The 26,754-nt window shown below is 71.0% G+C and carries 19 protein-coding genes; 11 read left to right on the top strand and 8 right to left on the bottom strand.

The window, feature by feature from the left end; all coding sequences use genetic code 11:
- Positions 1–18: 18 nt before the first annotated feature.
- From ABB33_RS14215 to ABB33_RS14200, 4 genes are all read right to left on the bottom strand, one after another.
- Positions 19–1,977: a phospholipase D family protein gene (locus ABB33_RS14215; protein WP_056932539.1), complete on the bottom strand. Its 1,959-nt coding sequence runs from the start codon at positions 1,975–1,977 to the stop codon at positions 19–21.
- Complete coding sequence (locus tag ABB33_RS14210; RefSeq protein ID WP_082595107.1) at positions 1,974–2,546, bottom strand: YceI family protein; 573 nt, start codon at positions 2,544–2,546, stop codon at positions 1,974–1,976. The genes ABB33_RS14215 and ABB33_RS14210 overlap by 4 nt, the downstream gene beginning before the upstream one ends.
- Before the next feature lie 143 nt (positions 2,547–2,689).
- The gene (locus tag ABB33_RS14205) at positions 2,690–3,166 is read right to left on the bottom strand and encodes a SixA phosphatase family protein (protein WP_054662172.1); all 477 of its coding nucleotides are present in this window, start codon (positions 3,164–3,166) and stop codon (positions 2,690–2,692) included.
- 20 nt (positions 3,167–3,186) lie between these two features.
- On the bottom strand, positions 3,187–3,819 hold the full coding sequence (locus ABB33_RS14200) for a ParA family protein (protein WP_054668550.1): 633 nt from the start codon (positions 3,817–3,819) through the stop codon (positions 3,187–3,189).
- A 130-nt stretch (positions 3,820–3,949) separates the two neighbouring features.
- On the opposite strand from ABB33_RS14200, the gene ABB33_RS14195 reads away from it, so the two are divergent.
- Positions 3,950–5,431, top strand: a complete 1,482-nt coding sequence (locus ABB33_RS14195) for an AAA family ATPase (protein ID WP_056932538.1) — start codon at positions 3,950–3,952, stop codon at positions 5,429–5,431.
- A gap of 12 nt (positions 5,432–5,443) precedes the next feature.
- Here ABB33_RS14195 and ABB33_RS14190 read toward each other — a convergent pair whose 3' ends face one another.
- Complete coding sequence (locus ABB33_RS14190; RefSeq protein WP_152985100.1) at positions 5,444–6,577, bottom strand: WD40 repeat domain-containing protein; 1,134 nt, start codon at positions 6,575–6,577, stop codon at positions 5,444–5,446.
- A gap of 139 nt (positions 6,578–6,716) precedes the next feature.
- A complete protein-coding gene (locus ABB33_RS14185) occupies positions 6,717–7,355 on the bottom strand; it encodes a tetratricopeptide repeat protein (RefSeq protein WP_054662163.1) in 639 nt (212 codons plus the stop codon).
- A gap of 223 nt (positions 7,356–7,578) precedes the next feature.
- On the opposite strand from ABB33_RS14185, the gene ABB33_RS14180 reads away from it, so the two are divergent.
- Positions 7,579–11,289, top strand: a complete 3,711-nt coding sequence (locus ABB33_RS14180) for an indolepyruvate ferredoxin oxidoreductase family protein (RefSeq protein ID WP_054662160.1) — start codon at positions 7,579–7,581, stop codon at positions 11,287–11,289.
- 85 nt (positions 11,290–11,374) lie between these two features.
- On the opposite strand, the gene ABB33_RS14175 is transcribed toward ABB33_RS14180, so the two are convergent.
- Positions 11,375–13,273, bottom strand: coding sequence for a M61 family metallopeptidase (locus tag ABB33_RS14175; protein ID WP_056932536.1), 1,899 nt, complete (start codon positions 13,271–13,273; stop codon positions 11,375–11,377).
- A 34-nt stretch (positions 13,274–13,307) separates the two neighbouring features.
- Entirely contained in the window at positions 13,308–13,952 is a 645-nt protein-coding gene (locus tag ABB33_RS14170; protein ID WP_056932535.1) for a DUF938 domain-containing protein, read from the bottom strand.
- Positions 13,953–14,104: 152 nt separating this feature from the next.
- Here ABB33_RS14170 and ABB33_RS14165 point away from each other — a divergent pair, with 152 nt between their 5' ends.
- From ABB33_RS14165 to ABB33_RS14125, 9 genes are all read left to right on the top strand, one after another.
- Positions 14,105–15,733, top strand: coding sequence for a TldD/PmbA family protein (locus tag ABB33_RS14165; protein ID WP_056932534.1), 1,629 nt, complete (start codon positions 14,105–14,107; stop codon positions 15,731–15,733).
- Positions 15,734–15,927: 194 nt separating this feature from the next.
- Positions 15,928–17,562 (top strand): TldD/PmbA family protein, encoded by a 1,635-nt coding sequence (locus ABB33_RS14160; RefSeq protein WP_056932533.1) that lies wholly within the window; start codon positions 15,928–15,930, stop codon positions 17,560–17,562.
- 22 nt (positions 17,563–17,584) lie between these two features.
- Positions 17,585–18,919, top strand: coding sequence for a TldD/PmbA family protein (locus ABB33_RS14155; protein ID WP_054662147.1), 1,335 nt, complete (start codon positions 17,585–17,587; stop codon positions 18,917–18,919).
- A gap of 116 nt (positions 18,920–19,035) precedes the next feature.
- Positions 19,036–19,764: a DUF4159 domain-containing protein gene (locus ABB33_RS14150; protein WP_056932532.1), complete on the top strand. Its 729-nt coding sequence runs from the start codon at positions 19,036–19,038 to the stop codon at positions 19,762–19,764.
- A 16-nt stretch (positions 19,765–19,780) separates the two neighbouring features.
- Complete coding sequence (locus tag ABB33_RS14145; protein WP_056932531.1) at positions 19,781–20,770, top strand: AAA family ATPase; 990 nt, start codon at positions 19,781–19,783, stop codon at positions 20,768–20,770.
- A gap of 18 nt (positions 20,771–20,788) precedes the next feature.
- Positions 20,789–21,691 carry a DUF58 domain-containing protein gene (locus ABB33_RS14140; RefSeq protein WP_056932530.1) on the top strand — a complete coding sequence of 301 codons (903 nt, stop codon included), beginning with the start codon at positions 20,789–20,791 and terminating at the stop codon, positions 21,689–21,691.
- Positions 21,688–22,839, top strand: a complete 1,152-nt coding sequence (locus ABB33_RS14135; RefSeq protein ID WP_056932529.1) for a BatA domain-containing protein — start codon at positions 21,688–21,690, stop codon at positions 22,837–22,839. The genes ABB33_RS14140 and ABB33_RS14135 overlap by 4 nt, the downstream gene beginning before the upstream one ends.
- A complete protein-coding gene (locus tag ABB33_RS14130) occupies positions 22,836–24,962 on the top strand; it encodes a hypothetical protein (protein ID WP_056932528.1) in 2,127 nt (708 codons plus the stop codon). Before ABB33_RS14135 ends, ABB33_RS14130 begins: the two co-directional genes overlap by 4 nt.
- The gene (locus ABB33_RS14125) at positions 24,959–26,722 is read left to right on the top strand and encodes a hypothetical protein (protein ID WP_056932527.1); all 1,764 of its coding nucleotides are present in this window, start codon (positions 24,959–24,961) and stop codon (positions 26,720–26,722) included. The genes ABB33_RS14130 and ABB33_RS14125 overlap by 4 nt, the downstream gene beginning before the upstream one ends.
- Positions 26,723–26,754 lie beyond the last annotated feature (32 nt).

The raw sequence follows: 26,754 nt of genomic DNA, 5'->3' as shown, positions 1-26,754 counted from the left end.
CCACGCGCCGTGTGCGCGCTACAGGATCGGCACCAGCCCGGCGCCGAACGCGGTCAACATGCGCACCAGCAGCCATTTCGGGCCGACGTCGACCTCGGGAAAGTCGCCCACCGGCGCGTAGCAGCGGCGGAAATCCGGGTCGTGCCGCGACAGCGGCAGCGGGCATTCCGGTCCGGGCTGGAACGCGTAGTTGGTGGCATAGCGCCACGGCCAGACATCGAGAATCGGCAGCGCCTCGGAGGCCTTGCCCAGGCTGTAGTTCAGGCCCGACAGCACCGGCGCCTTCTCGCGCGGCGCCACTGCCCAGGCGTTGTCCGGCGAAATGTCGCGCAGGATGCTCTGCGCCAGCTGCTCGGCGAATACCGGGTCGTCGATGATCACCGCGCCCTCGGTGTTGTAGTTCTCGCTGCGCGGATCGAAGTTGTGGGTGCCGACCACGCCGATGCGGCGGTCCACCACCAGCGACTTGGCATGCAGGCCCATGCGCGCGCCGCGGCGGGTGACCGGCAGCGGGCGGTTGGCCGCCTTGCTGCCGAGGAACGAGGGCCGGGTCTCGGTGCGCAGCACTTCGCGCTCGACCTCGCTGCCGTCGGCACCGGCGCGCCGCCCGGAGCCGCTGCCGCGCACGTTGCTGCCGGCCGCGCTTGCCCCGATCAGGCGGTGCGGCGGTGGCGGTACCTGCGTGTCGTCCAGCGCCGCGGACAACAGGTTGTCCGGGGCCACCGGCGCATCCAGCGGGAATGGCTTGTACTCGTAGATGTCGAAGCCCAGCACGCGCAGGTTGCGGCGCTTGTACTTGTAGGCCATCGCATAGACGATCGGGTTGTCGGTCGCCGCCAGGCTGTTGGTGGACACCACCACGCGCGGCGGTTGCGGGCGCGCGCGCAGGTCCTTGAACAGTTGCTGCGCCGGCTCGGACAGGACCAGGTACGGGGTCTGCAGCAGCACTTCGGACTGCGCGCCCGCGATCAGCGTGTCCAGCCGCGGTTCGGTGGCGTTTGGCAGCGGGTCGCCGCGGTGCTTGCGCGGCAGGTCGGCGACATAGGCCACCGAGCGCACCGGCAGAGTGGTGTCGACGAACGCCTCGGTGACGAACGCCGGGTCAGCGGCCTCGGCCGCCGCGCGTGCCACCCGCTCCGGGCGCCGGAAACGCGCCGCGGGCATTGCCGGCACGCCGTTCCGCAGCAGGGTGCGGCCGACATCGTTGAGGCGCTCGGCCGGCACGCTGCGGGGCGCGTCCCAGAACGCCTGGAAGTTGGCGGCCATCTCGCGCGCCTCGGGCCCGGCCACCACCACGTCGCGGTCGCGGAAGTTGTACTCGCGGTCCCAGTCGTAATAGTCGTCCTGGTAGTTGCGGCCACCCACCACCCCGACCACCCCGTCGACCACCAGCAACTTGTTGTGCATGCGCTGGTTGAAGCGGCGGAAGCAGCACAGCACGCTGCCGGCGTAGTCGAAGTAATTGAGCTTGGCCTTGCCGAACGCGGGGTTGTAGATGCGCAGCTCGAAGTTGGCGTGCGCGCCGGACAGCGCGGCGAGCATCTGCACGTCGGAGATCGCCGAGAGCTGGTCGATCAGCACCCGCACCCTGACCCCGCGGCGGGCGGCGTCCAGCAGCGCATCGATGATCATGCGGGCGCTGTCGTCGGTATCGAAGATATAGGTCTGCAGGTCGATGCTGCGGCTGGCGCTGTGGATCAGGTTCAGCCGCGCCACCAGCGACAGTTCGCCCTCGTCCAGGATCGTGGCGTAGTGCCGCGGCGCGCCGGCGGCGGCGGAGTCGGCGATGGCCTGGGCGCCAAGCGCGCGCAGCGGCGACCGCAGTGCGCAGCGGTCGGGACGGTCGCAGTCTAGGGCGGTCGGGCGCGCAGATACGGCAATGCCCTGCGCGCGGTCGCGCTGCTGCGCGGACAGCGACGCGCAGCCGCCGGCCAGCAGGGCCATGCCGAGCAGCAGCAGGCGCAGCAGCAGGTTCACGGCTGGGAGGCGCCCAACAGGCGCGTACGCAATATGAAGGTCACACGGTCACCCAGGGCGAACTGCCAGCTGTCCATGCCGTAACGACCGCGCTGGACGGTACCCCGGCTTACCAGGTCGCAATCATAGCCCGGCCTGGCGCATTCAGGCTGTTCCAGGTGCAGCACCTCGCGCCGGCTGATGCCGCGGATGGTCAACCGCCCCTCCACGCTGCCACCGCGCTCGACGATGTCCGGGTCGTAGGGATCGGACTCGAATTCGACCAGCGGGTGGCGCTGCGCGTCGAAGAAATCCTCGCCACGCATCCAGCCGGTGTAGCGCGGCTTGCCGGGAATCTCGACATACTGGGTGAACATGCGCAGGCGCACCTGGTGGCGGCCGTCGGGCAGCACCGTGATCCAGCCGTCGAAGCGCGGGAACTGGCCCTCGATCCGCTGCCCGAAGCGGGTACGGATCTCGAAACCGAAGCGCGAATGGGTGGTATCGAACTGCAGCGGCTGCGGCGCCGCGACCGCCGTGCCCGTCGCCGCCAGCCAGCTCAGCAGCAGTCCGCAACGCACCCACCGCATGCGTTCAGTCCCTGTCCACGGCCCCGGGACGGCGCGCGGCCACGCACGCGCGCCCGGCCGGCTTGCGGCTCATGCCACCGGGCATGCGTCCCGCCCTGGCGGGCGTGGCGTGCCGGCACCGTCGACGCAACGGGATCATCGGCTCACGGCCACCAGAAGGCCGCCAGGCGGGCGATGCCCGGTTCGATGGCCGCGGCCATCGGCAGCGACAGCACCGCGACCGAGGCGGTGGGCATGCCGCGGTAGTCGCCGGACTGGCCGCTGTGCATCAGCGCCACCAGCCGCTCCATGCCCGGGTTGTGGCCGACCAGCAGCAGGCGCTCGACCTCGCGGTGCTCGTCCACCAGCGCGGCCAGGGTGCCGGGGGTGGCGTCGTAGATCCGCTCCTCCAGGCGCTGCTCGACGTAGCCGGTCAGCGACAGCACCGCCTCCAGCGTCTCGCGGGCGCGCCGCGCCGGCGAGCACAGCACCCGGTCCGGCACCAGCCGCTGCTCCAGCAGCCAGCGACCGGCCGCCTCGGCTTCGGCCAGGCCATGCGGGGAAAGCGGGCGATCGATATCGGCCAGGCCATTGTCGGCCGGCTCGGCATGGGCATGTCGCAGCAGGATCAGTTCACGCATGAGGATTCATTAGCTCCGGGTCAGACCTTGTTCAACCATTTCAGAAGCGGCTCCCAGTCCTGCTGGTGTTCGCGGACCTGGGCGGAGTGGTAGTCGAACAGGCTGCGGCCCAGGCCGACCATGACCACGTAACTCTGGCTGTCGCGCAGCTGCGCGACCACCTCGTAGGGCCATTGCGCCAGCATCTGCCGCGCCTGCTGCGAGGTCTGCGTCCACGGCTTGGTGCGGTTGAGCACCAGGCCCACCGGCAGCGCGCGCGAGTGCACGCGCTTGACCCTGGCCAGACTGTTCAGGAAACCGACGATGGCCTCGATGTCCAGCGCCGACGGCAACACCGGCACCACCACCGCATCGGCCACGTCCAGGAAATGCTCGAGATCGTCCGCAAGCGCACCGGCCGGGGCATCGATGATCACCTCCTCGGCGCCATCGGGGATGTGCTTCTCCCAGGACTTCCTGCGGTGGACATCCACCGGCAGCACGGCACTGTCCAGGCCGGCGCGGCGCTCCGCCCAGCGCGTGCTCGACCCCTGCGGGTCGGCATCGGCGATCACCGTCGCCCTGCCCTGCAGCGCCGCATGCGCGGCCAGGTGCGTGGCGATGGTGCTCTTGCCCACACCGCCCTTGGAACCGGCCACCAGGATCGTCTTCATGCACGCCTCGTTTTGCGCGGGACTGCCCGCAGCGTACACCGGCGCGCGACGGCCGCGGTAGTCGGCGCGTGAGGACACCCCTGCCGGGACGGGATGCTTTGCTATCGTGGCGACCCACACCGGAGCCACCATGAGCGAACTGCAGGACCTGACCGCGCTGATCCGCGCCAATACCCCGCTGATCGTCATCGAAACCGCGGACGAGGCCCGCGTGGTGGACCTGTTCCGGCAGGCGCTGATGCACGTGTGGCGGGCGTTGTACCGCTGGTCGATCACCGAGGGCCTGCGCCGCATCGACATGGACCGCGAAGACGACGCCGTCGGGCCGCCCGACGCCAGCTCGGCGCTGCGGATGATCCAGGAGGCCGAGCAGCGGGGCATTTACCTGCTGCTCGATTTCCACCCCTACCTGGGCTACGCCAGCCACCAGCGCCTTCTGCGCGACATCGTGCAGCGCCGGCACAGCCAGCCGCACGTGCTGGTGCTGGTCGGCACCAAGGTCGAGCTGCCGGCCGAACTGGAGGCGCTGGCCACCCGCTTCAATCCGCGCCTGCCCGACGCCAACGCGCTGCTGAAGATGCTGCGCGAGGAAGCGGCCGCCTACGCCGGCGACAACGGCGGCCGCCGCGTGGAGGTGGACCAGGACGCGGTGCGGCAGATCCTGCGCAACCTGCAGGGCCTGAGCCTGCCCGACGCGCGCCGCATCGCCCGCCAGCTGATCTACGCCGACGGCGCGCTGCGTGCCGACGACCTGCCGCAACTGGCCAGGCTGAAGTTCGAACTGCTCAACCGCAGCGGCCACCTGCACTACGAATACGACAGCGCGCGCTTCGGCGAGGTGGCCGGTGCCACGCGGCTCAAGCGCTGGATCGAACAGCGCAGGGCGGTGTTCGTCGCCGGCGATGCGCCGCCCGGGCTGGATCCGCCGCGCGGCATGCTGCTGCTCGGCGTGCAGGGCTGCGGCAAGTCGATGCTGGCCAAGGCCACCGCGGCGGGCTTCGGCGTGCCGCTGCTGCGCCTGGACTTCGCCACGCTGTACAACAAGTACCACGGCGAAACCGAGAAGAACCTGCGCGACGCGCTGGCCTCGGCCGAACAGCTGGCGCCGTGCGTGCTGTGGATCGACGAGGTCGAGAAGGGCCTGGCCAGCAGCGGCGAGGACGGCGGCGTCTCGCGCCGGGTGCTGGGCTACCTGCTGACCTGGATGGCCGAGCGCAAGGCGCCGGTGTTCATCGTCGCCACCGCCAACCAGGTGCACGAGCTGCCGGCCGAACTGCTGCGCAAGGGCCGCTTCGACGAGATCTTCTTCGTCGACCTGCCCACGCCCGACACCCGCGTGGAGCTGCTGCGCCTGCACCTGGACAAACGTGGACTGGACGCCGAGGGCTTCGCCCTGCCCGCCCTGGCCGCCGCTGCCGATGGCTTTTCCGGCGCCGAGATCGAACAGGCGGTGGTCGCCGGCCTGTACGCCGCGTATGCCGAGCGCAGGCCGCTGGACACCGACCTGCTGATGGCCGAGATCCGCAGCACGCGGCCGCTGTCGGTGCTGATGGCCGAGCAGGTGCAGGCGCTGCGCGACTGGGCACGCGGGCGCACGGTACCGGCCGGGTGAGCCGGGCCGCGCTCAGCGCGGCGGCGACCAGGGCACCGACCCGGCCTGGTCCAGATACCTCACGCGCGTGGCACGGCCATGCTGCAGCACCAACCCCTCGCGCGCCGGCGGCAGCAGTACGGCAGTCGCATGGGTGGTGTTGGCCTGGTAGAGCCAGGCCACGCCACCGCGCAGATCGAGCAGCTCGATCTTGCCCTCGATACGGGCGCTGCCACCCGCCACACCGGCCAGTACCAGCCAATCCTCGCCGCGGGTGAAGCCGGCCTGGTGCAGGCCCACAAGCGAACTGGAATAGACATGTTCGCGCTGCCAGCCGGCCAGGTTCCAGCGCACGGTCTCGTGCTGCAGGCCCTGGTACAGGGGCGGCACATCGTCGTGCAGCGCCTGCGCCCGCACGGGTGAGCGCTGTACCGTCACCAGCCGGGTGCCCTTGTCGAGCAACATCACCGCCAGCATGTCGTTGCGCGGCCCCGGCGCATGGGCGGCATGACGGTCCACGACCTCCAGCCGCGGGATGGCCGCGTCGCGCTGCAGGCGCAGGAGCAGCACCACGCCCCTGTCGGTGCCGGCGGCGATCAGGCCCGAGGCCTCGTCCCAGTCCAGGCAGGTCACGCCGCCATCCCCCGGCACCCGCAACGGCGCGCCGACCAGCGCGCGGCTGGCATGGTCATAGATGTGCAGTTCGTCGTAGCTGGCCAGCAGGTACAGGCCGCGCAGTGGCGTGGCCGAAGCCGCGCCCGGCTTCCAGTGCCCCTCGCGGAAGGCGTGCAGCAATTCGCCACTACGGGCGTCCCAGACCTTTGGCCCGTTCTCGTACTGGACGATGTCGCCGACCTCGACGTTGCCGAAGCTGGAGCGGCTGATCACGATCCCGTCGGCAGGCCCGAAGGTGATGTCCTGGGTACGCAGTTCATGGGCCTGCAGCGCGATGCGCACATCCTTCCTGCGCGCATCCCAGAGCTCCAGCCGGCCCGAGTCACGACCGACCGCCAACAGCCCCATCTGCGGCGAATACGCCGCCGACCATGCGTCGTCGTCCAATCCACGGTTGGCGTCCACGAACGATTGGGTGAATTCCGGCCGGATGCCCACCGTGCAGGCTGCCAGCAGGACCGGCAGGAAAAACATCGCCATCCGGTATCTCATCGCCCCGCTCCCTGGTCGATCCAGCACCCGTTGTACCGATCCCGATGCCCGAGTCCCGCGAGGGCGGGGACGCCCGATCGTTCGTGCGGATGCGGGCCGTGCGGGTATCCCGCCGCTCCCCGCACCCTGCCGGCGTGGCTCAGGGCCAGGCCGGCGGATTGGCAGCCCAGGCCCGCTGCACTTCGGCCAGGCGCGCGCGCTCCTCGTCCGTCCATGCCGGCAGCAACTGGGCGAAGCGCGCCGGGTCGTTCCAGAGCTGCGGCTCGGTCCGCACCGCCGCCGCGTACCACTGCACGGCTTCGTCGCGGCGGCCCAGCGTCCACAGCGCCAGGGCCAGCGTTGGCGGCACCCATGCGACGTTGCCGCGGGTGGCCTGCGCAGCGGCGCTCCATTGCTGCAGCGCCGCCTCGGCATCACCGTGGCGGTACAGGCTCCAGCCCTGGTTCCAGCGGATGCCGCGGGCCTGTGACGAACTCTCCGAAACGGCGGCCAATGCCTCCTGGTAGAGCTTCTCGCCGATTTCCACCCGGTTCTCGGCATAGGCGACGCCGGCCAGCTGGATCGTGGCTTCCACGCCCTTGCGGCCGCGCTCGCGCAGTTTCATCAACTGCTCGACCAGCTCCGGCTGATCCGGCGGCAGCGCGTGCACCGGCCTGGCCGCGACATCGTCATCGAAATAGAACTCGGCGATCTTCGGCATCCCTTGTGCCCACGCCGTCGAACAGAACAGGCCGGCCAGCAGCATCAGGCCACCGGCCACGCCCCTTATCACCTGCATGTTGCAATCCCCATCATTCATGTTCCAGCAAGATCCGATCCTAACCGCTCGGCGGCCGCTCCGCGACCCCGGCCCCCGGACCTGGCCGGCCCTGGGAGCGCCTCCAGGGGTCGGCGCAGGGCCCCCGGCAGGGTGGCAAAACCCGCGCTGGTACAATCGCCGGCCGCGTGCGCGCCGCCCTGGCGCGGCAGCCGACGCCAGCCGTTCCTGCAATGGGCCAGCCATGACCAGTACCGCCGAACTCACCTCCCCCGCCTCCGCCAACACGCCGCTGATCGGCGTGCGCGACCGCGATTACACGCTCGAGCACAAGTACACCCGTACCGACGGGCGCATCTACCTGAGCGGCGTGCAGGCGCTGGTGCGACTGCCGTTGATGCAGCAGCAGCGCGACACCGCGGCCGGGCTGAACACCGGCGGCTTCGTCAGCGGCTACCGCGGCTCGCCGCTGGGCGGCTTCGACCTGGAGCTGTGGCGCGCCCGCCGGCACCTGGAGGCGGCCAAGGTGAAGTTCGTGCCCGGGCTCAACGAGGATCTGGGCGCCACCATGGTCTGGGGTACCCAGCAGGCCAACCTGTTCCCCGGCGCCAACGTCGATGGCGTGTTCGGCATGTGGTACGGCAAGGGCCCGGGCGTGGACCGGTGCGGCGACGTGTTCAAGCACGCCAACGCCGCCGGCACGTCCCGGCACGGCGGCGTGCTGGCCCTGGCCGCCGACGACCATGCCTGCCGCAGCTCGACCCTGCCGCACGGCAGCGAGGACGAATTCGTCAGCGCGATGATGCCGGTGCTCAACCCGGCCGGCGTGCAGGACATCCTCGACCTGGGCCTGGTCGGCTGGGCGATGAGCCGCTACACCGGGCGCTGGATCGGCTTCAAGACCATCGCCGAGACGGTCGAATCCTCGGCCTCGGTGGACGTCAACCCGTTCGCCCGCCGGATCATCCTGCCGGAGGATTTCGAGATGCCGGCGGCCGGGCTCAACATCCGCTGGCCGGATCCGCCGCTGGAGCAGGAGATGCGCCTGCACCGCTACGCGGTGAAGGCCGCGCAGGCGTTTGCACGCGCCAACGGCATCGACAGGGTGGTGATGGATTCTCCGCGCGCGCGGCTGGGCATCGTCACCACCGGCAAGAGCTACCTGGACGTGCTGCAGGCGCTGGAATACCTGGGCCTGGACGAGCGCGCCTGCGCCGAGATCGGCATCCGCGTCTACAAGGTCGGCATGACCTGGCCGCTGGAGCCGCAGGGCATCGGCGCGTTCGCGCGCGGCCTGGAAGACATCGTCGTGGTGGAGGAAAAGAAGGCCTTCATCGAGCGGCAGATGAAAGAGTACTTCTACAACTGGCCGGCCGGCTGGGGCGCGCGCCCGTCCATCGTCGGCAAGTACGACGAGCAGGGCGAGTGGATCCTGCCGTCCACCGGCGAACTCACCCCGGCCACCATCGCCGGGGTCATCGGCCGCCGCATCCAGCGTTTCTTCAACACCGAGTCCATCGAACAGCGCCTGCGCTGGATGGACGAGAAGGAAGCGGAGATGGCGCTGCCGCGCGCGCAGTTCCCACGCGTGCCGCACTACTGCTCGGGCTGCCCGCACAACACCTCCACCAACGTGCCGGAAGGGTCGCGGGCGATGGCCGGCATCGGCTGCCACTACATGGTGACGTGGATGGACCGCGACACCGACACCTTCACCCACATGGGCGGCGAAGGCGTCACCTGGGCCGGGCAGGCGGCGTTCACCGACACCGCGCACGTGTTCCAGAACCTCGGCGACGGCACCTATTTCCACAGCGGCTCGCTGGCGATCCGCCAGGCGATCGCCGCCGGCGTCAACATCACCTACAAGATCCTCTACAACGACGCGGTGGCGATGACCGGCGGACAGCCGGTGGACGGCACGCTCACCGTGCCGCAGATCGCCCAGCAGATGCGCGCCGAAGGCGTGCACACCATCGTGCTGCTGTCCGACGACATCGCCAAGTGGAAGCTGCGCCGCCACGAGTTCCCGGCCGACGTGGAGTTCCACGATCGCGCCGAGCTGGACGCGGTGCAGAAGCACCTGCGCACGGTGAAGGGCACCAGCATCCTGATCTACGAACAGACCTGCGCCACCGAGAAGCGCCGCCGCCGCAAGCGCGGCAAGCTGGTCGATCCGCCCAAGCGCACGATGATCAACTCGCTGGTCTGCGAAGGCTGCGGCGACTGCGGGCAGAAGAGCTTCTGCGTGTCGGTGCTGCCGAAGGAGACCGAGTTCGGCCGCAAGCGCGACATCGACCAGTCCAACTGCAACAAGGACTTCTCCTGCACCACCGGCTTCTGCCCGAGCTTCGTCACCGTGCACGGCGGCCAGCTGCGCAAGGGCCGCAGGAGCGATGCCGCCAGCCTGCTCGACAACCTGCCAAGCCCGGCGTTCCGCAGCGACCTGTCCCAGCCCTGGAACATCCTGATCACCGGCGTCGGTGGTACCGGCGTGGTCACCATCGGCGCGCTGCTGGGCATGGCCGGGCACCTGGAGGGCAAGGGCGCGACCGTGCTCGACCAGACCGGGCTGGCGCAGAAGGGCGGCGCGGTGACCACCCACATCCGCATCGCGCGCGCGCCTTCGGACATCCATGCCGTGCGCATCGCCGCCGGCGAGGCCGACCTGGTGCTGGGCTGCGACATGGTTGTGGTCAACGACTACTGGGCGCTGTCCAAGGTGCGCGGCGAACGTTCGCAGGTGGTGCTCAACACCTATGAGGCGATGCCCGGCACCTTCACCACGCACCCGGACATGCAGTTCCCGGCCGCCGACATCATCGCCGGGGTGAAGGTGGCCCTGGGCGGGCGCGACCCGATCCTGCTCGATGCCACCCAGCTGGCCACCGCACTGCTGGGCGATGCCATCGCCTCGAACCTGTTCATCCTCGGCTTCGCCTGGCAGCAGGGGCTGGTGCCGCTGTCGCTGGAAGCGCTGATGCGCGCCATCGAACTCAACGGCGCCGCCATCGAAATGAACCAGCGCGCCTTCGCCTGGGGCCGCCTGGCCGCGATCGACCCGCAGGCGGTGCAGCAGGCCGCCGGGCTGGTGCGCAACGCACCGACCGAAGCCGAGCGCACCCCGGGCACGCTGCGCGAGCTGCCGCCGGGCGAGTGGGAAGGCAGCGAAGCCGGCGCACCGTCGGCGCCGCGCAACCCGGGCAACGAGCCGGAAGTACGCGGCCTGCCCGCCAGCGACCCGCACCCGGGCGACACACCGTTCGCGACCCTGGACGACACCCGCCTGTCGCGCTCGCTGGACGAACTGATCGCACGCCGCAGCGGCTTCCTCGTCGATTACCAGGATGCCGCCTACGCCACCCGCTACCGCCAGCTGGTGGACGCGGTGCGCAAGGCCGAGCAGCGCGTGGCGCCGGGCAGCACCGCGCTGACCGAAGCGGTGGCGCGCTACTTCTTCAAGCTGATGGCCTACAAGGACGAATACGAGGTCGCCCGCCTGTACACCAGCGGCGATTTCCTCAAGCGCGTGGCCCAGCAGTTCGAGGGCGACTACCAGGTGCGTTTCCACCTGGCGCCGCCGCTGTTCGCCAAGCGCGACGAGCAGGGCCGCCTGCAGAAGAAGGAATACGGGCCGTGGATGTTCAAGGCCTTCGGCCTGTTGGCGCGGCTCAAGGGCCTGCGCGGCAGCCGCTTCGACATCTTCGGGCATACCGCCGAGCGCCGCGGCGAACGCCAGCTGATCGCCGATTACGAGCGCACCCTGCAGGAACTGCTGGGCTCGCTCGACGCCGGCCGGCTGGCGCTGGCGGTGGAGATCGCCAGCATTCCCGAGCACATCCGCGGCTACGGCCACGTCAAGGAAGCACACCTGCACGACGCCAGGGCGCGCGAGGCGGCGCTGCTGGCCACGTGGCGCAACCCCAAGGCGCTGCATATCGTGCAGGCGGCCTGAGCACTGCGGCGGCCGCTCGGCCCGGACGCCCCGCAGCGCGGTGCGTCCGGTTGATTGCATCGGCCGGCGTGTGGCCGCGACCGGCTCAACGCCGCGGCGCGAGGATCCTGCCCAGCAGGTCGGCGCGGCCGGGGATGCGGCGCAGGTGCGGGTAGCGCAGGCCGTCGCGGTAGTCGATGCGCACGCTGCGGAAGCTGTCGGCCTGGCGCACGATCAGCTCGATCGGGGTGCCGTCGCTGGCATCGGCCACGGCCTGCTTCAGGCGCCCGCCGGTGTAGGCCAGGCCGTTGACCGCCAGCACGGTGACGTCCTTCGCCAGCCCGGCCTTGAACGCCGGGCTGTCCCAGCCCACCCATTGCAGCACGCCGTCGCTGCCGGCCTTCAGGCCCAGCGAATACTGCAGGTCGACCAGGCCGCCGGCCTCGCCGTCGGCGATCACCGGGTTCGGCGTCTGGCTGTAGTAAAGCTCCCAGCCCGCGGCTTCCAGGCCATCCGGCACGCTGCCGTCGCGCGCCTCCAGGCGCTGGCCGATGAAGGCGTCCCAGGCGCCGGGCTGCACCGCTTCCAGCGCCTGCATCACGTCGCTGCGGTCGTACAGGCGGATCTCGCCCTGCGCACCGCCCTGGTGGAAGCGCCGGGCGAAGTCGTCCAGCGCCACCTTGCCCCTGGACAGCGTGCGCAGCCGCGCATCCACGCCCAGCCACAGCAGCGTGCTCTCGTTGTAGAACTCGAAGGCGCGCTGCCAGTCGGCCCAGGCCTGCGGCTTGGAATTGAAATCGAGGATGCCCTGGTGGACGGTGTCGTGCAGGTCGCGCCACTGCCGCCCCGGCTGGGTCGCATAGTTGGCCTGCAGCTGCGCCAGCATGGCCATGGCGTAGTCCGGCGCCCACAGGCCCGAACGCGCGGCCAGCACCACCGCCCAGTACTGGGTCTGGCCTTCGTACATCCACAACTCGTCGTTGTGCATCGGCGCGTTGTAGTGCGGCACCCAGGTCGGGCGCGGCCGCCACGCCTTGCCGATCCAGGCATGGGCGTATTCGTGCGGCAGCAGGTCGTTGTCGGTGTAGGGACGCTCGCCGCGCAGGTAACCGTCGTGCATGCCGTTCTCGCTGGACTGCGCATGCTCCAGGCCGATGCCGCTGAACACGTCCGACACCGCCAGCAGGAAGTCGTAGCGCGTGTACGGGCGCGCGCCGAACACCTTGTCGGCTTCATGCACCAGTGCACGGTGCGCATCGAGCACCTTCGGCTCGGCCTGCAGTCCCTGCGGGTTCTCGGCGACCACGTCCAGCCACACCGGCTGGGCGGACTTGTCGTCCAGCGCGAAGCGCCGGAACCAGCGCCCGGCGAATACCGGCGAGTCGATCAGCGTCATCAGCGACACCGGCGCATAGTGCTCGGCCGTGCCGTCGCGCCGGACCACGTCCAGCGCGGTGCCGCTGCGCCAGCCCTCGGGCAGGCGCAGGGTCGGCTTGACCTGGATGCCGCGCGCATCGTACCCGGCCGGGTACAGCACCACGCGGTGCCACTGCAGGTCGAGCAGGTTGGGCGTCATCGCCACCCGGCCCTGGTCGGCGGCGGTGGGCGACAGGTACTGGAACTCGACATCGAGCGCGTCCACGCCGGCGGGCACCTGCAGCCGGAAGGCGTACATGTCGCCGGGGTCGCGGCGCCACGGCAGCGGCTGGCCGTTGCCGCGGATCACCAGCCCGGCCATCTGGTTGATCGGCCCGGTCGGTGCATGGTTGCCGGGTATCCACTGCGGGTACCACAGGGTCAGCGGGCCGGGCGACACCGGGATGCGCTGGCGCACGCGCTGGATGCGCCGTTGCAGGTCGCTGGCATCCACCTCCAGTTCGATCACGCCCGGGTAGCTTGCCTGCACCTGCATCGCCGCCTGCCGTGCATCGCCGCCGTGCGCGTGCGCGCACGCCAGCGGCGCCAGCCCCAGCACCATCGCCAACCACCACTTGTGCGCGTACATCCGTCCCCCTGCCCCGTGTTGAAGTTTCCGCATCCTAGCCGTTCGGCAGCGGTGTCCGCTGCCACACAAGGGTGCGGTTGTTGGCCGGCATCGCCGCGTCCTCGCGCAGCTCCAGCCCCTGCGCGCGCGCAAGCGCGTCGATCGCCTCGAAATCGCGGATGCCCGAACGCGGGTCGCGTGCCTTCAGCCAGCCATCGAATACGCGGTTGCTGTCGCTGCTGAAGTCGCCACCGTAGTTGAACGGTCCGTAGGCGATGAACCGCGCCCCCGGCGCCAGCAGCGCCGGCAGCCCGGCGAACAGCGCCTGTACTTGGTCCCAGCCCATGATGTGCAGCGTATTGGCGGTGAACACGGCATCGAAACCGGCCACGCCATCGGCCACCGGCAGCGGCGGCGCCGGCTGCAGCCCGGCGCCGGCCACCGCCTGCAGTTCCAGCGCGGCCGGGGTATTGGCCAGCGCGGCCGCCTCCAGCCATTGGCCGATGCCGGGCAGGTGGTCGCGGTGATCGCTGGCCTGCCAGCGCAGCCACGGCATCGCCGCGGCGAAGTACACCGCGTGCTGGCCGGTGCCGCTGCCGATCTCAAGCACGCTGCGGGCATCGCCCAGGTGGCGCAGCAGCACCGCGAGGATCGGCTCGCGGTTGCGGTCGCAGGACGCGGCGTGGGGCTTGGCGGTCATCGCGGCGGGCGTAATGGGTGATCCGGGCGATTGTGCCGGAGTGCCGGCCCACGCCGCGCATGACCATGGTCACTTGTGCGCGCACCGCATGGCAGCCGAGATTCGGCTGTTATGCGCGGTGCGACCGCATCGCATCACCCAGGGAGTCCCGCATGCAACGCCGCCAGTTCCTCGCGCTTTCCGGCCTCGGCCTCGCCGGCATGATGCTGCCCAACGCGCGCCTGATCGCCGCCGAGGAACTGCTTGCCCCGGCCGACGTGGCGCGCAAGAAGGCACTGGCCGACACCGTGCTGGCACTGGCGCGCAGGGGCGGTGCCAGCTACTGCGACGTGCGCATCGGCCGTTACCTCAACCAGGCCATCATCACCCGCGAGGACAAGGTCCAGAACGTCACCAACAGCGAATCGGCGGGGGTGGGCATCCGCGTGATCGTCGACGGCGCCTGGGGCTTCGCCGCCAGCAACCAGTCCAGCGAACAGGGCGTGGCCGCGGCGGTGACGCAGGCGTTGGCCATCGCCCGCGCCAACGCGAAGATCCAGACCCGGCCGGTGCAGCTGGCGCCCACCCCCGGGGTGGGCGAGGTGCGCTGGCAGACGCCGATCCGCCGCAACGCCATGGCGGTTCCCGTCAAGGACAAGGTGGAACTGCTGCTGGCGGTGAACGCCGCCGCGCTCGACGCCGGTGCCAGCTTCATCAATTCACAGCTGTTCCTGGTCAACGAGCAGAAGTACTTCGCCTCCAGCGACGGCTCGTGGATCGACCAGGACGTGCACCGCATCTGGCTGCCGTTTACCGCTACCGCCATCGACAAGGCCAGCGGCAGGTTCCGCACCCGCAACGGGCTGTCGGCGCCGGCCGGCATGGGCTGGGAATTCCTCGACGGCGACGCCGTGGGCAAGTACCCGCTGCCCGGCGGCGTGATCGGTTACGGCCACTCCTATGACCCGGTGGAGGATGCCATCGCCGCGGCGAAGCAGGCGCGGCAGAAGCTCACCGCGCCGTCGGTGAAGCCGGGCAAGTACGACCTGGTGCTGGACCCGTCCAACCTGTTCCTGACCATCCACGAGAACGTCGGCCACCCGCTGGAGCTGGACCGCGTGCTCGGCTACGAGGCCAACTACGCCGGCACCAGCTTCGCCACCCTGGACAAGCGCGAGGCCGGCTTCCGCTGGGGCAGCGACATCGTCAACTTCACCGCCGACAAGACCGAGCCCTACAGCCTGGGCGCGGTGGGCTACGACGACGAGGGCGTGAAATGCCGGCGCTGGGACCTGGTCAAGGACGGCATCCTGGTCAACTACCAGGCCACCCGCGACGAGGTGCACATCCTCGGCGAGAACGCCTCGCACGGCTGCAGCTATGCCGACTCGTGGAAGAGCGTGCAGTTCCAGCGCATGGCCAACGTGTCGCTGGCACCCGGCAAGACGCCGCTGACCCCGGCGCAGATGGTCAAGGACGTGGAGAACGGCATCTACATCCACGGCCGCGGCTCCTACTCCATCGACCAGCAGCGCTACAACGCGCAGTTCGGCGGCCAGCTCTGCTACCAGATCAGGAACGGCGAGATCACCGGCATGGTCGAGGACGCCGCCTACCAGATCCGCACGCCGGAGTTCTGGAATGCCTGCTCGGCGATCTGCGACGCACGCGATTTCCGCCTGGGCGGCTCGTTCTTCGACGGCAAGGGCCAGCCGGGCCAGGTCTCGGCGGTGTCGCACGGCGCGGCGACGACCCGCTTCGACGGCGTCAACATCATCAACACCGCGCGCAGCCTGGGCTGAGCCGCGCGCGGCATGCCGGCGGGTTGCCATCGGCCGGTCGCATGGGTGCCCGGCCGTCGCACCGGTGAAAGCGGTACCGGTTCCTATGTCTAAAGTCACTACCGCGGCCAACCGCGTCCCGCAAGAATCGAACGGTTCGCGGAGCGCCGCGGAGCCACCGTCGTTCGTTGCCGTACCGCAACCGGAGAACTGCCTTGCAAAGACGTGACTTCCTCGCCCTGACCGGGCTCACCGCCGGCGGCCTGATGGTGCCGTCGTTCTTCGGCAAGGCGATCGCCGCCGAACAACTGCTCACCGCGATGGACCCGGCATTGAAGAAGCGGCTGGCCGACGATGCGATGAACGCCGCGCGCGCCGCCGGCGCCAGCTACTGCGACGTGCGCATCGGCCGCTACCTGCGCCAGTTCGTGATCACCCGCGAGGACAAGGTGCAGAACGTGGTCAACACCGAATCCACCGGTGCCGGCATCCGCGTGATCGCCAACGGCGCCTGGGGCTTCGCCGCGACCAACGACCTGAGCCCGGCCGGCGTGGTCAAGGCCGCGCAGCAGGCCGCCGCCATCGCCAAGGCCAACGCCCGGGTGCAGACCGCGCCGGTGCAGTTCGCCAAGGCGCCGGGCTTCGGCGAAGTGAGCTGGCGCACGCCGATCCGCAAGAACGCGATGGAAGTGCCGATCAAGGACAAGGCCGACCTGCTGCTGGGGGTCAACGCCGCCGCGCTTGCCGCCGGCGCCAGCTTCGTCAACTCGATGCTGTTCCTGGTCAACGAACAGAAGTACTTCGCCTCCACCGACGGCTCCTACATCGACCAGGACGTGCACCGCATCTGGGCGCCGATGTCGGTGACCGCCATCGACAAGACCACCGGCAAGTTCCGCACCCGCGACGGCCTGTCCTCGCCGATGGGCATGGGCTTCGAGTACCTGGACGGCGACGCCGGGCAGAAGTTCGTCTCGCCCAACGGCGTGGTCAACTACGGCCGCTCCTACGACATGCGCGAGGACGCCATCGCCGCGGCCCGGCAGGCGCAGGAGAAGCTCAAGGCGCCGTCGGTCAAGCCGGGCAAGTACGACCTGGTGCTGGACCCGTCGCACACCTGGCTGACCATCCACGAGTCGGTCGGCCACCCGCTGGAACTGGACCGCGTGCTCGGCTACGAGGCCAACTACGCCGGCACCAGCTTCGCCACCCTGGACAAGCGCGAGCAGCATTTCCAGTACGGCAGCGACAAGGTCGACATCTTCGCCGACAAGACCCAGCCCGGCAGCCTCGGCGCGGTCGGTTACGACGACGAAGGCGTGAAGTGCAAGCAGTGGGACCTGATCCGCGAAGGCAGGCTGGTCGACTACCAGACCATCCGCGACCAGGCGCACATCCTCGGCAAGACCGAGTCCGACGGCTGCTGCTATGCCGATTCGTGGTCGAGCGTGCAGTTCCAGCGCATGGCCAACGTGTCGCTGGCGCCGGGCAAGACCCCGCTGAGCGTGGCCGACCTGATCAAGGACGTGGAAAACGGCATCTACATCATCGGCGACGGCTCGTTCTCGATCGACCAGCAGCGCTACAACGCGCAGTTCGGCGGGCAGCTGTTCTACGAGATCAAGAACGGCCAGATCACCCGCATGCTGGAGGACGTGGCCTACCAGATCCGCACGCCGGAGTTCTGGAACGCCTGCAGCGCGGTGGCCGACGAGCGCGACTACCGCCTGGGCGGCTCGTTCTTCGACGGCAAGGGCCAGCCCGGCCAGGTCTCGGCGGTGTCGCACGGCTCGTCCACCGCCCGTTTCGACGGCATCAACGTCATCAATACCGCGCGCAGCCTCGGCTGACCGTCCAAGGAGTTCCTGAGCAATGAGCATCTTCACCGAACAGCAGGCCAAGGCCATCCTGGACAAGGTCATCGCGCTGTCCAAGGCCGACGAATGCACCGCGACCCTGGCCGGCTCCATCGACGGCAACATCCGCTTCGCGCTGAACAACGTCTCCACCAGCGGCATGGTCACCAACGCCGAACTGGCCGTGCAGGTGGCCTTCGGCAAGCGCGTGGGCACCGCCTCGATCAATGAATTCGACGACGCCTCGCTGGAGCGCGTGGTGCGCCGCGCCGAGGACCTGGCGCGACTGGCGCCGGAGAACCCGGAGTTCATGCCCATCATCGGCAAGCAGGACTACAAGCCGAGCCCGACCTTCAGCGAATCCACCGCCGCCATCGACCCGGAGTTCCGCGCCAGGGTCGCCGCCGACTCCATCGCACCGTGCCGCGGCCACGGCCTGGTCGCCGCGGGCTTCCTCGAGGACAGCCGCGGCTTCATCGCCATCGCCAACAGCAAGGGCAACTTCGGCTACCAGCGCACCACCTCGTTCGACTACACCTGCACGGTGCGTACCGAGGACGGCCGCGGCTCGGGCTGGGTCGGGCGCAACCTGAAGGACGCGGCCGATTTCCGCGCCGAGCAGGAGATCGAGATCGCCAAGCGCAAGGCGATCGAGTCGGCCGAGGCCAAGGCGCTGGAGCCGGGCAAGTACACGGTGATCCTGGAGCCGGCCGCCGCCGCCGGCCTGATCAGCTTCATGATGAATTTCTTCGACGCGCGCTCGGCCGACGAGGGCCGCAGCTTCCTGTCCAGGAAGGGCGGCGGCAACAAGCTCGGCGAGCAGGTCTACGACCCGCAGGTGAACATGTTCGCCGACCCGTGGCATCCGGACGCGCCGGTGCTGCCGTGGGACGGCGAAGGCATGCCGCGCGAGCGCATGGCCATCATCGAGAACGGCAAGGTGATGAACCTGAACTACTCGCGCTACTGGGCGCAGAAGCAGGGCAAGACCGCCAGCGCGCGACCGGGCAACCTGCTGATGAGCGGCGGCAGCAAGTCCATCGCCGACCTGGTCAAGGGCACGCAGAAGGGCATCCTGCTCACCCGCACCTGGTACATCCGCCTGGTCGACCCGCAGACCGTGCTGCTGACCGGCCTGACCCGCGACGGTACCTTCTACATCGAGAACGGCCAGATCAAGCACCCGGTGAAGAATTTCCGCTTCAACGAATCGCCGGTGATCATGCTCAACAACATCGACGAACTGGGCAAGCCGGTGCGCGTGGCCGGCGACGAATCCAGCTTCGTGATGATGATCCCGCCGATGCGGCTGCGCGACTTCACCTTCACCTCGCTGTCCGACGCGGTCTAGGCAAGCCCGCCCCTGGTTGCGCCGACGCGAAACCAGGGGTCCCGTGTTCCGGCCCTGCCGATTCCCCGCGGCCGCCGCCGCGCCCCCCTTCGCCAAAGGGGGGCTCCGTTCCCGAGATGTTCCCGCCTTTGTCACCGTCCCGGCTAACGCGTGCGCAATTCCTCCAGCTGCTGCTCGGCGGCGCGGCGGCGGCCGCGTTTCCCCGGCAGGCGCGCGCGCAGGCCAGCCGCTACGACTTCTGGTTCACCCGCCTGCGCTACGACTCCGGCGACTGGGACGTGGATGCGCGCATGCCGTCCAACCTGATCACGTCGCTGATCGACTACACCACGCTGCGCGTGGACCCGAACGAACACGTCGTCGCGCTGTCCGACCCGAAGATGCTGCGCGCGCCGTTCTGCTACCTGGCCGGGCACAAGCTGGTGGAGTTCAACCCCGACGAGCGCCGCAATTTCGAACGCTACGTGCGCAATGGCGGTTTCGTGCTGGTGGACGACTGCAACCACGACATCGACGGCCTGTTCGCCACTTCGTTCGAGGCGCAGATGCGTGCCATCTTCGGCGCCGGCGCGCTGAACAAGCTGCCCAACACGCATCCGCTCTACAGCAGCTTCTTCAGGTTTCCCGAAGGCCCGCCGGCGACCACGTTCGAGCTCAACGGCTGGGGCGACGACCTGGTGCACGACTACCTGAAGGGCATCGAGATCGACGGCCGCCTGGGCGTGCTCTACAGCAACAAGGACTACGGCTGCGAATGGGACTACGACTGGCGCAACAAGCGCTTCCTGGCCGAGGACAACACGAAGTTCTGCGTGAACATCGTGATGTACGCACTGACGCATTGACTCCACTGGTGACCGCATGAACACCCCCGCCCCCGATCTGGATTCCCTGCTGCCCCGCCTGGGCGACCTGCGCGCCGCGCTGGCGCAGGCCGTGGTCGGCCAGCAGGAAGTCGTCGAACAACTGCTGATCGGCCTGCTTGCCGGCGGCCACTGCCTGCTCGAAGGTGCGCCCGGGCTGGGCAAGACGCTGCTGGTGCGGTCGCTCGGCCAGGCCCTGGAACTGCAGTTCCGGCGCGTGCAGTTCACCCCCGACCTGATGCCCAGCGACATCCTCGGCACCGAGCTGCTGGAGGAAGACCACGGCACCGGCAAGCGCGTGTTCCGCTTCCAGCGCGGGCCGGTGTTCACCAACCTGCTGCTGGCCGACGAGCTCAACCGTACCCCGCCCAAGACCCAGGCCGCGCTGCTGGAGGCGATGCAGGAGCACACCGTCAGCTATGCCGGCACCACCTACGCACTGCCCGCGCCGTTCTTCGTGCTGGCCACGCAGAACCCGATCGAGCAGGCCGGCACCTACCCGTTGCCGGAGGCGCAGCTGGACCGTTTCCTGCTGCACGTGCGCGTGGACTACCCCAGCGAGGCCGAGGAGCGCGACATCCTCGCGCAGACCACCGGCCGCGGCGGCGGCACGGTGCCCAGAGTGATGGATGCCGATGCGGTGCAGGCGCTGCAGGCGGCGGTGCGCGACGTCCACGTCGGCGCCGACCTGCTGACCTGGATCACCCGGCTGGTGCGCGCCAGCCGGCCGGGCGATGGCGCGCCGGCCGAGGTGGACAACTGGATCAAATGGGGCGCCGGCCCACGCGCCGGGCAATCGCTGGTGCTGGCGTCCAAGGCGCGTGCGCTGCTGCACGGCCGCTTCGCCGCCACCCGCGAGGACGTGCAGGCGCTGGCCGCACCGGTGATGCGCCACCGCCTGCTGCTGTCCTTCGCCGCCGAGGCCGAGCAGAAGAACGCCGACGACGTGGTCGCCGCGCTGCTGCGCGCGGTGCCGTACCCGGCCTGAGCCAGCCCCGCGTTCGCCTTGGCCGCCGCCCCGCCCCCGCTGATTCCCGCCGACGTGCGCAGCCGCCTGCGCGGCCTGCGGCTGTTGCCGCAACGGGCCAGCGGCCGCCGCGGCATCGGCATGCACGCCAGCCGCAGCCGTGGCGCCGGCCTGGAGTTCGCGCAGTACCGCGCCTACGAGCCCGGCGACGAACCGCGGCAGATCGACTGGAAGCTCTACGCGCGCTCGGACCGCTTTTTCGTGCGCGAATCCGAGCGCGAAAGTCCGCTCACGGTGTGGCTGCTGCTCGACACCACCGCCTCGATGGCGCAGGCCGACCGGGCGCGCAGCGGCTGGACCCGCCTGCACGGCGCCTGTGCGCTGGCCGCATGCGTGGCCGAGCTGGCGCTGCAGCAGGGCGACGGCTTCGGCCTGATCGCGATCGGCGGCGACGGCGTGCGGCTGCTGCCGGCCGGGCATGGCCTGCGCCAGCGCGACCGCCTGCACCTGCAGTTGCATGCGCTGCGTGCGCACGGCCGGTGGCCGCCGCGCGAACGGCTGGCGCCGGTGTGGGAGCGCATCGCCGGCAACGACCTGGTGGTGATGATCGGCGACGGCTTCGACGACGACGCCATCGCCCTGGCCGAACGCCTGGCCAGGGCCGGCCGCGACGTCGTGCACCTGCAGCTGTTGACCGCCGAGGAGCGCGATTTCCCGTTCCGCGACGGCCACCGGTTCCGCGACCCGGAAACCGGCGACGAGCTGCTCGGCGACGGCAACGCGGTACGCGCCGGCTACCTGGCCCGCTTCGCCGAGGCGCGGCGCACGCTCGACGCGCGGCTGCAGGCCGCCGGCATCCGCCATGACACCGGCTTCCTCGACGAGGCCATCGATGCGCCGCTGCAGCGGCTGGCCGGTCACCGTGGGGGTCACCGCGGATGAGCCTGGCATGGCTGTTCCCGGCGGGGCTGGCGGCACTGGCGAGCCTGTTGCTGCCGTTGCTGATCCACCTGGCGCGGCGCGACGAGCAGCGGCTGCTCGACTTCGCCGCGCTGCGCTGGCTGGCGGCCCGGCCGCGCCCACGCCGACGCATCCGCTTCGACGACTGGCCGCTGCTGCTGGTACGGCTGCTGCTGCTGGCGCTGCTGGCACTGCTGCTGGCACGGCCGGCGCTGCACGGCGTCGAGGATGTCGCGCCGCGCGTCGCCGTGGCACCCGGCGTGGACATCGCCAGCGCACGCCGTGCCGTTCCCGGCGAGCAGGCGCAATGGCTGTGGCTGGCACCGGGCTTTCCCGCGCTGGATGCGCCGGCGGTGCCGGCATCGCCGCAGCCGCTGGCCAGCCTGCTGCGCGAACTCGATGCGACGCTGCCACCCACCGTGCCGCTCACGGTGGTGGTGCCATCGGTGCTGGACGGACTGGATGGGCAACGGCCGCGGTTGTCGCGCAGCGTGCGCTGGCAGGTGATCGAAGCCGCGCCGGCGGCTGCCGAGCGCAGCGAACTGGCGCCACCGCGCCTGCACATCCGCCATGACCAGGCCGGTGCCGCCGCGCTGCCATGGTTGCGTGCCGTTGCCCAGGCATGGAACGCCGCCACGCCGCTCGACATCGCCGGCGACGAGCATCCGTTCGCCGACGGCGATGGCATCCGCGTGTGGCTGTCGGCCAGGCCGGTTCCGGCGGCAGTGCAGGCATGGGCCGGCGCTGGCGGTCGGCTGCTGGTCGACGCGCGCACGCCGTTGCCGGCTGCCACGCAGCACCTGCCGCTGTGGCGCGACGATGGCGGCGCGGCGGTGATCGAGCAGGTGACTGGCGACGCCGGGCAATGGCTGCGCTGGGCCGCCCCCCTGCAGCCCGCGGCAATACCGGCGCTGCTCGATGCCGGCTTTCCGCAGCACCTGCGCGGGCTGCTGCAGGCGCCGCCCGCACCGACCCGGGCATGGGCCGCGGCAATGCAGCCGGACACGGGGGCCGCCACGTGCCCGCAGCCGGCCTACGAACCCGTGCCCTGGCTGGTCGCCGCCATCGCCATGCTGTTCCTGCTGGAACGCTGGCTGGCCAGCGCGCGCCGGCGCCGGGGGCAGGCATGAACCCGCTGGCACTGCTGCGCGGCGCGCGGCGCCGGCTGCTGCTGATCACGCTGGCCGGTGGCGTGCCGCTGGCACTGGCGCTGGGCGTGCTGGCGCTGCGCGTGGCCGGGTTCGACGCCGGCAGCGTGGTGCTCACCCTCGCCCTGCTCGCGGTTGCCGCCTTCGCCACCTGGCGCGCACGCCGGCTGGATGCACGCTGGCTGGTCGCGCGCCTGGACCAGCAACCGCGCTTGGAGGACAGCGCCGACCTGCTGTTCGCCGCGCCGCAGGCACTGAACCCGCTGCAGCAGCGCCAGCGCGCGCGCATCGAACAACGCCTGCGCACGGCGCCACCCGACCTGCGCCCACGCTGGCAGTGGCCGCGCCTGCTCGCCTGCATCGGCGCCGCGCTGCTGGTCGCCGGCGGCGCGGTACTGTGGCCGCGCGCCACCGGGGTCGCGCCGCCCGGCCGCCACGACGAGCGCCCGGCAGCGGCCACGGCGGCCAACCCGCCCGCGCTGCGCGGTACCCGGCTGGAAGTGACCCCGCCGGCCTATACCGGCCAGCCCGCCCGCGCCGGCGAGATCCTCGACGCGCGCGCCCTGCAGGGCAGCCACCTGCGCTGGCAGCTGCGCCTGTCGCCGCAACCGCAGCAGGTGTGGCTGCAGTTCCACGACGGCCGCCGGCTGCCGCTGCAGCGCGAGGGCGACTACTGGCAGGCGAGCCAGACGCTGCAGCGTTCCGGCCTGTACCGGATCGTCGCCGAACCCGCGCTGGCCGGTGCCGGACGCGCCTGGCGGCTGCAGGTGGTGCCCGACCGGCCGCCACAGGTGAAGGTGATCGAGCCGGCGCAGACGCTGACCCGGGCCGCGCCACGGCAGCGCCGCTGGGCGCTGCGGTTCGAGGCCAGCGACGACTTCGGCGTCGCCGCCGACGCGGTGCTGGAGCTCACCAGCGCCAAGGGCAGCGGCGAGAACATCGACTTCCAGCAGCGCCGCATCACGCTGGCCGGCAGCGGTCCCGCCAGCGCCCGCCGCTTTGCCTACGACGTCGACCTGGACGCGCTGAGCGTCGGCGCCGGCGATGAAGTGGTCGCGCGCCTGGGCGTGCGCGACAACCGTGCGCCGCAGCCGCAGGAAGCACGCAGCCCCAGCCTGATCCTGCGCCTGCCCAGCGCGCAGGAAGTGCAGACCAGCGACCTGGAAGGCGCGATCAAGAAGGTGATGCCGGCCTACTTCCGCAGCCAGCGCCAGATCATCATCGACGCCGAGGCATTGCTGAAGCAGCGCGGCGCGCTCGACGCCGACACGTTCACCCGGCGGGCGGATGCCATCGGCGTGGACCAGCGCATCCTGCGCCTGCGCTATGGCCAGTTCCTCGGCGAGGAGGCCGAGGGCGGTGCCAAGCCGCCGCCCACCGCCGACGCCCCGGCCGGCGCGCACGCCGACGACGATGGCCACGATCACGACCATGGCGCCGCCGGCAACGAAGGCGACGCCGCGGCCTTCGGCAGCGCCACCGACGTGCTCGCCGAGTACGGCCACACCCACGACCACGCCGAGGCCGCGACCCTGCTCGATCCGCAGACCCGCGCCATCCTCAAGGCGGCGCTCGACCAGATGTGGCAGTCCGAGGGCGCGCTGCGCCAGGGCCATCCCGACAAGGCATTGCCCTACGCCTACAAGGCGCTGGGCTTCATCAAGCAGGTGCAGCAGGCCGAGCGCGTCTACCTGGCGCGGGTCGGTCCCGAGCTGCCGCCGATCGACATGGCGCGGCGCATGGGCGGCAAGCGCGACGGCCTGGGCAACCGCGACCTGCGGCTGCCGCGGCGGGCAGCGGGCGACACCACCCCGGTCGACGCCTGGCGGGCACTGGCGACGGCCGGGGCCGCGGTCGACCTGGACGCAGTGTCGCGCTGGCTGGAGGCGCATCCGCAGGCCGTACCCGACCCGCTCGACATCGCCGCCGCCATCGACGCACTGCGCCAGCAACCCGATTGCGACGCCTGCCGGCAACGCCTGCGCGACCAGCTGTGGCCGGCGCTGCCGCGCGCACCGGGCCCGCCGGCACGGCGCGAGGCGGCCGACGCCATGGGCCGGCGTTATCTGGATGCGCTGGCCGCACCACAGGAAACCGCTCGATGACCGCGTGGCTGCCGCTCGTCCTCATCGCCCTGGCCGTGCTGCTCGCCAGCCTGCGCCTGTGCCTGCCGCCGCGCCCGCCGCTCGCGCGCCTGTCGCTGTTGCTGGCGCTGCAGCTGGCCGCGGCGTTGCTGCTCGGGCTGACCCTGTTCCCGCCACGGCAGCCGGTGCCCGCCGATACGCTGCTGATCGCCAGCGCCGGCACCACCGCGGCGGCGCTGGCCGCCACCCCTGCCGGCATGCGGTTGCGCCTGCCCGAAGCGCCGGCACTGGCGGACGTGGCCCGGGTACCGGATCTGGCCACAGCGCTGCGCCGGCATCCGGGTACCCGCGAACTGGTTGTCGTCGGCCAGGGCCTGCCGGCGCGCGACCGCGATGCCGCACTGCCGCCGCTGCGCTTCCTGCCCGCCGCCGCGCCGCGGGGACTGGTGGAACTGCAGGCGCCGGCGCCGCTCGCCGCCGGCGCACGCTTCGAGGTCGGCACGCGCGTACAGGGCCTGGCACGGGCGCGGGTGGAGCTGCTCGACCCGGCCGGGCATCGTGTCGCCATCGGCGTGCCCGGTGGCGACGGCCGCGTCCGCCTGGCGGCCAGCGCGCGCGAAGCCGGCGACGTCGAGTTCACCCTGCGCGCGCTCGACCGCGACGGCAAGGTGCTCGACCAGTTGCCGGTGCCGGTGCGCGTGCGCCCGCTGCCGGCGCCCGCGCTGCGCCTGCTTGCCGGCGCACCCGGGCCGGAACTGAAGTACCTGCAGCGCTGGGCCACCGATGCAGGCGCGCGCGTACAGACCGGCATCGATGTCGGGGGCGGCGTGCAGCTGGGCGATGCACCGCCGGCGATCGACCCGGCCGGCCTCGCCCGGCTCGACCTGCTGCTGCTCGACGAGCGCCGCCTGGCCGCCTTGTCGGTGGCGCAGCGCGCGGCCATCACCGCGGCGATGCGCGACGGCCTCGGCGTGCTGGTGCGCATGGGCGGCGCGCTGGACGGCAATGCCCGCCGCACCCTGCGCGACTGGGGGCTGGACCTGCGTGGCGGCGAACGGACCGCAACGGTGAAGCTGCGCGACGCCGGTGCCAACATGGGCGCGGGTACGGGTGCGGATGCAGGTACTGGCGGTGAGCGCGCGCCCGCGGCGCCGGCCATCGAGCGCTTCGACCTGGCGTTCGCCGATCCCGGCGTGGTGCCGCTGCTGCGCGCCGCCGACGACAGCGCGATCGGCGGCTGGCGCGCCTTCGGGCGGGGACGCATCGGCCTGCTGCCGATCGCCGACAGCTACACCCTGGTACTCGCCGGTCATGCCGACATCCATGCCGAACTGTGGAACCAGGTGCTGGCGGTGCTGGCGCGGCCGCTGCCGGCATCGCCGCTGGCACGGCTGCCCGCCTGGGCCTGGGCCGGCGAACGCGTCGCGCTGTGCGGGCTGCCGGACGGCGCGCGGGTGCAGGCGCCCGATGGCGACACCACCGCGCTGCTGGCCGATCCACGCGCCGGCAACTGCAGCGGCTGGTGGCCGCGGCAGGCCGGTTGGCACCGGGTCGTCGTCGGCGACGCCAGCGCCGGGGTGCGGGTCATCGACCCGGCCGCCGCACGCGCCCTGCATGCCCAGGCCACGCGCGAGGCCACCGCGGCCCTGCGCGGCGGCAGCGCCCCTGCCGGTACCCGCGCGCTGCCGGTACCCGGCCCGCGCTGGCCCTGGCTGCTGGGCTTCATCGGGGTGGCCGGCCTGTTGTGGTGGCTGGAACGCCGCACCCGCCCCGCCACGTAGCGCCACGCGCATGCGCATGCGCGACGGAGCAG

It is taken from the genome of Stenotrophomonas acidaminiphila, assembly GCF_001431595.1.
Lineage (GTDB): Bacteria > Pseudomonadota > Gammaproteobacteria > Xanthomonadales > Xanthomonadaceae > Stenotrophomonas > Stenotrophomonas acidaminiphila.
Note: the sequence above shows the minus strand (reverse complement) of the source record. Positions and strands in the feature narration are given on the sequence as shown.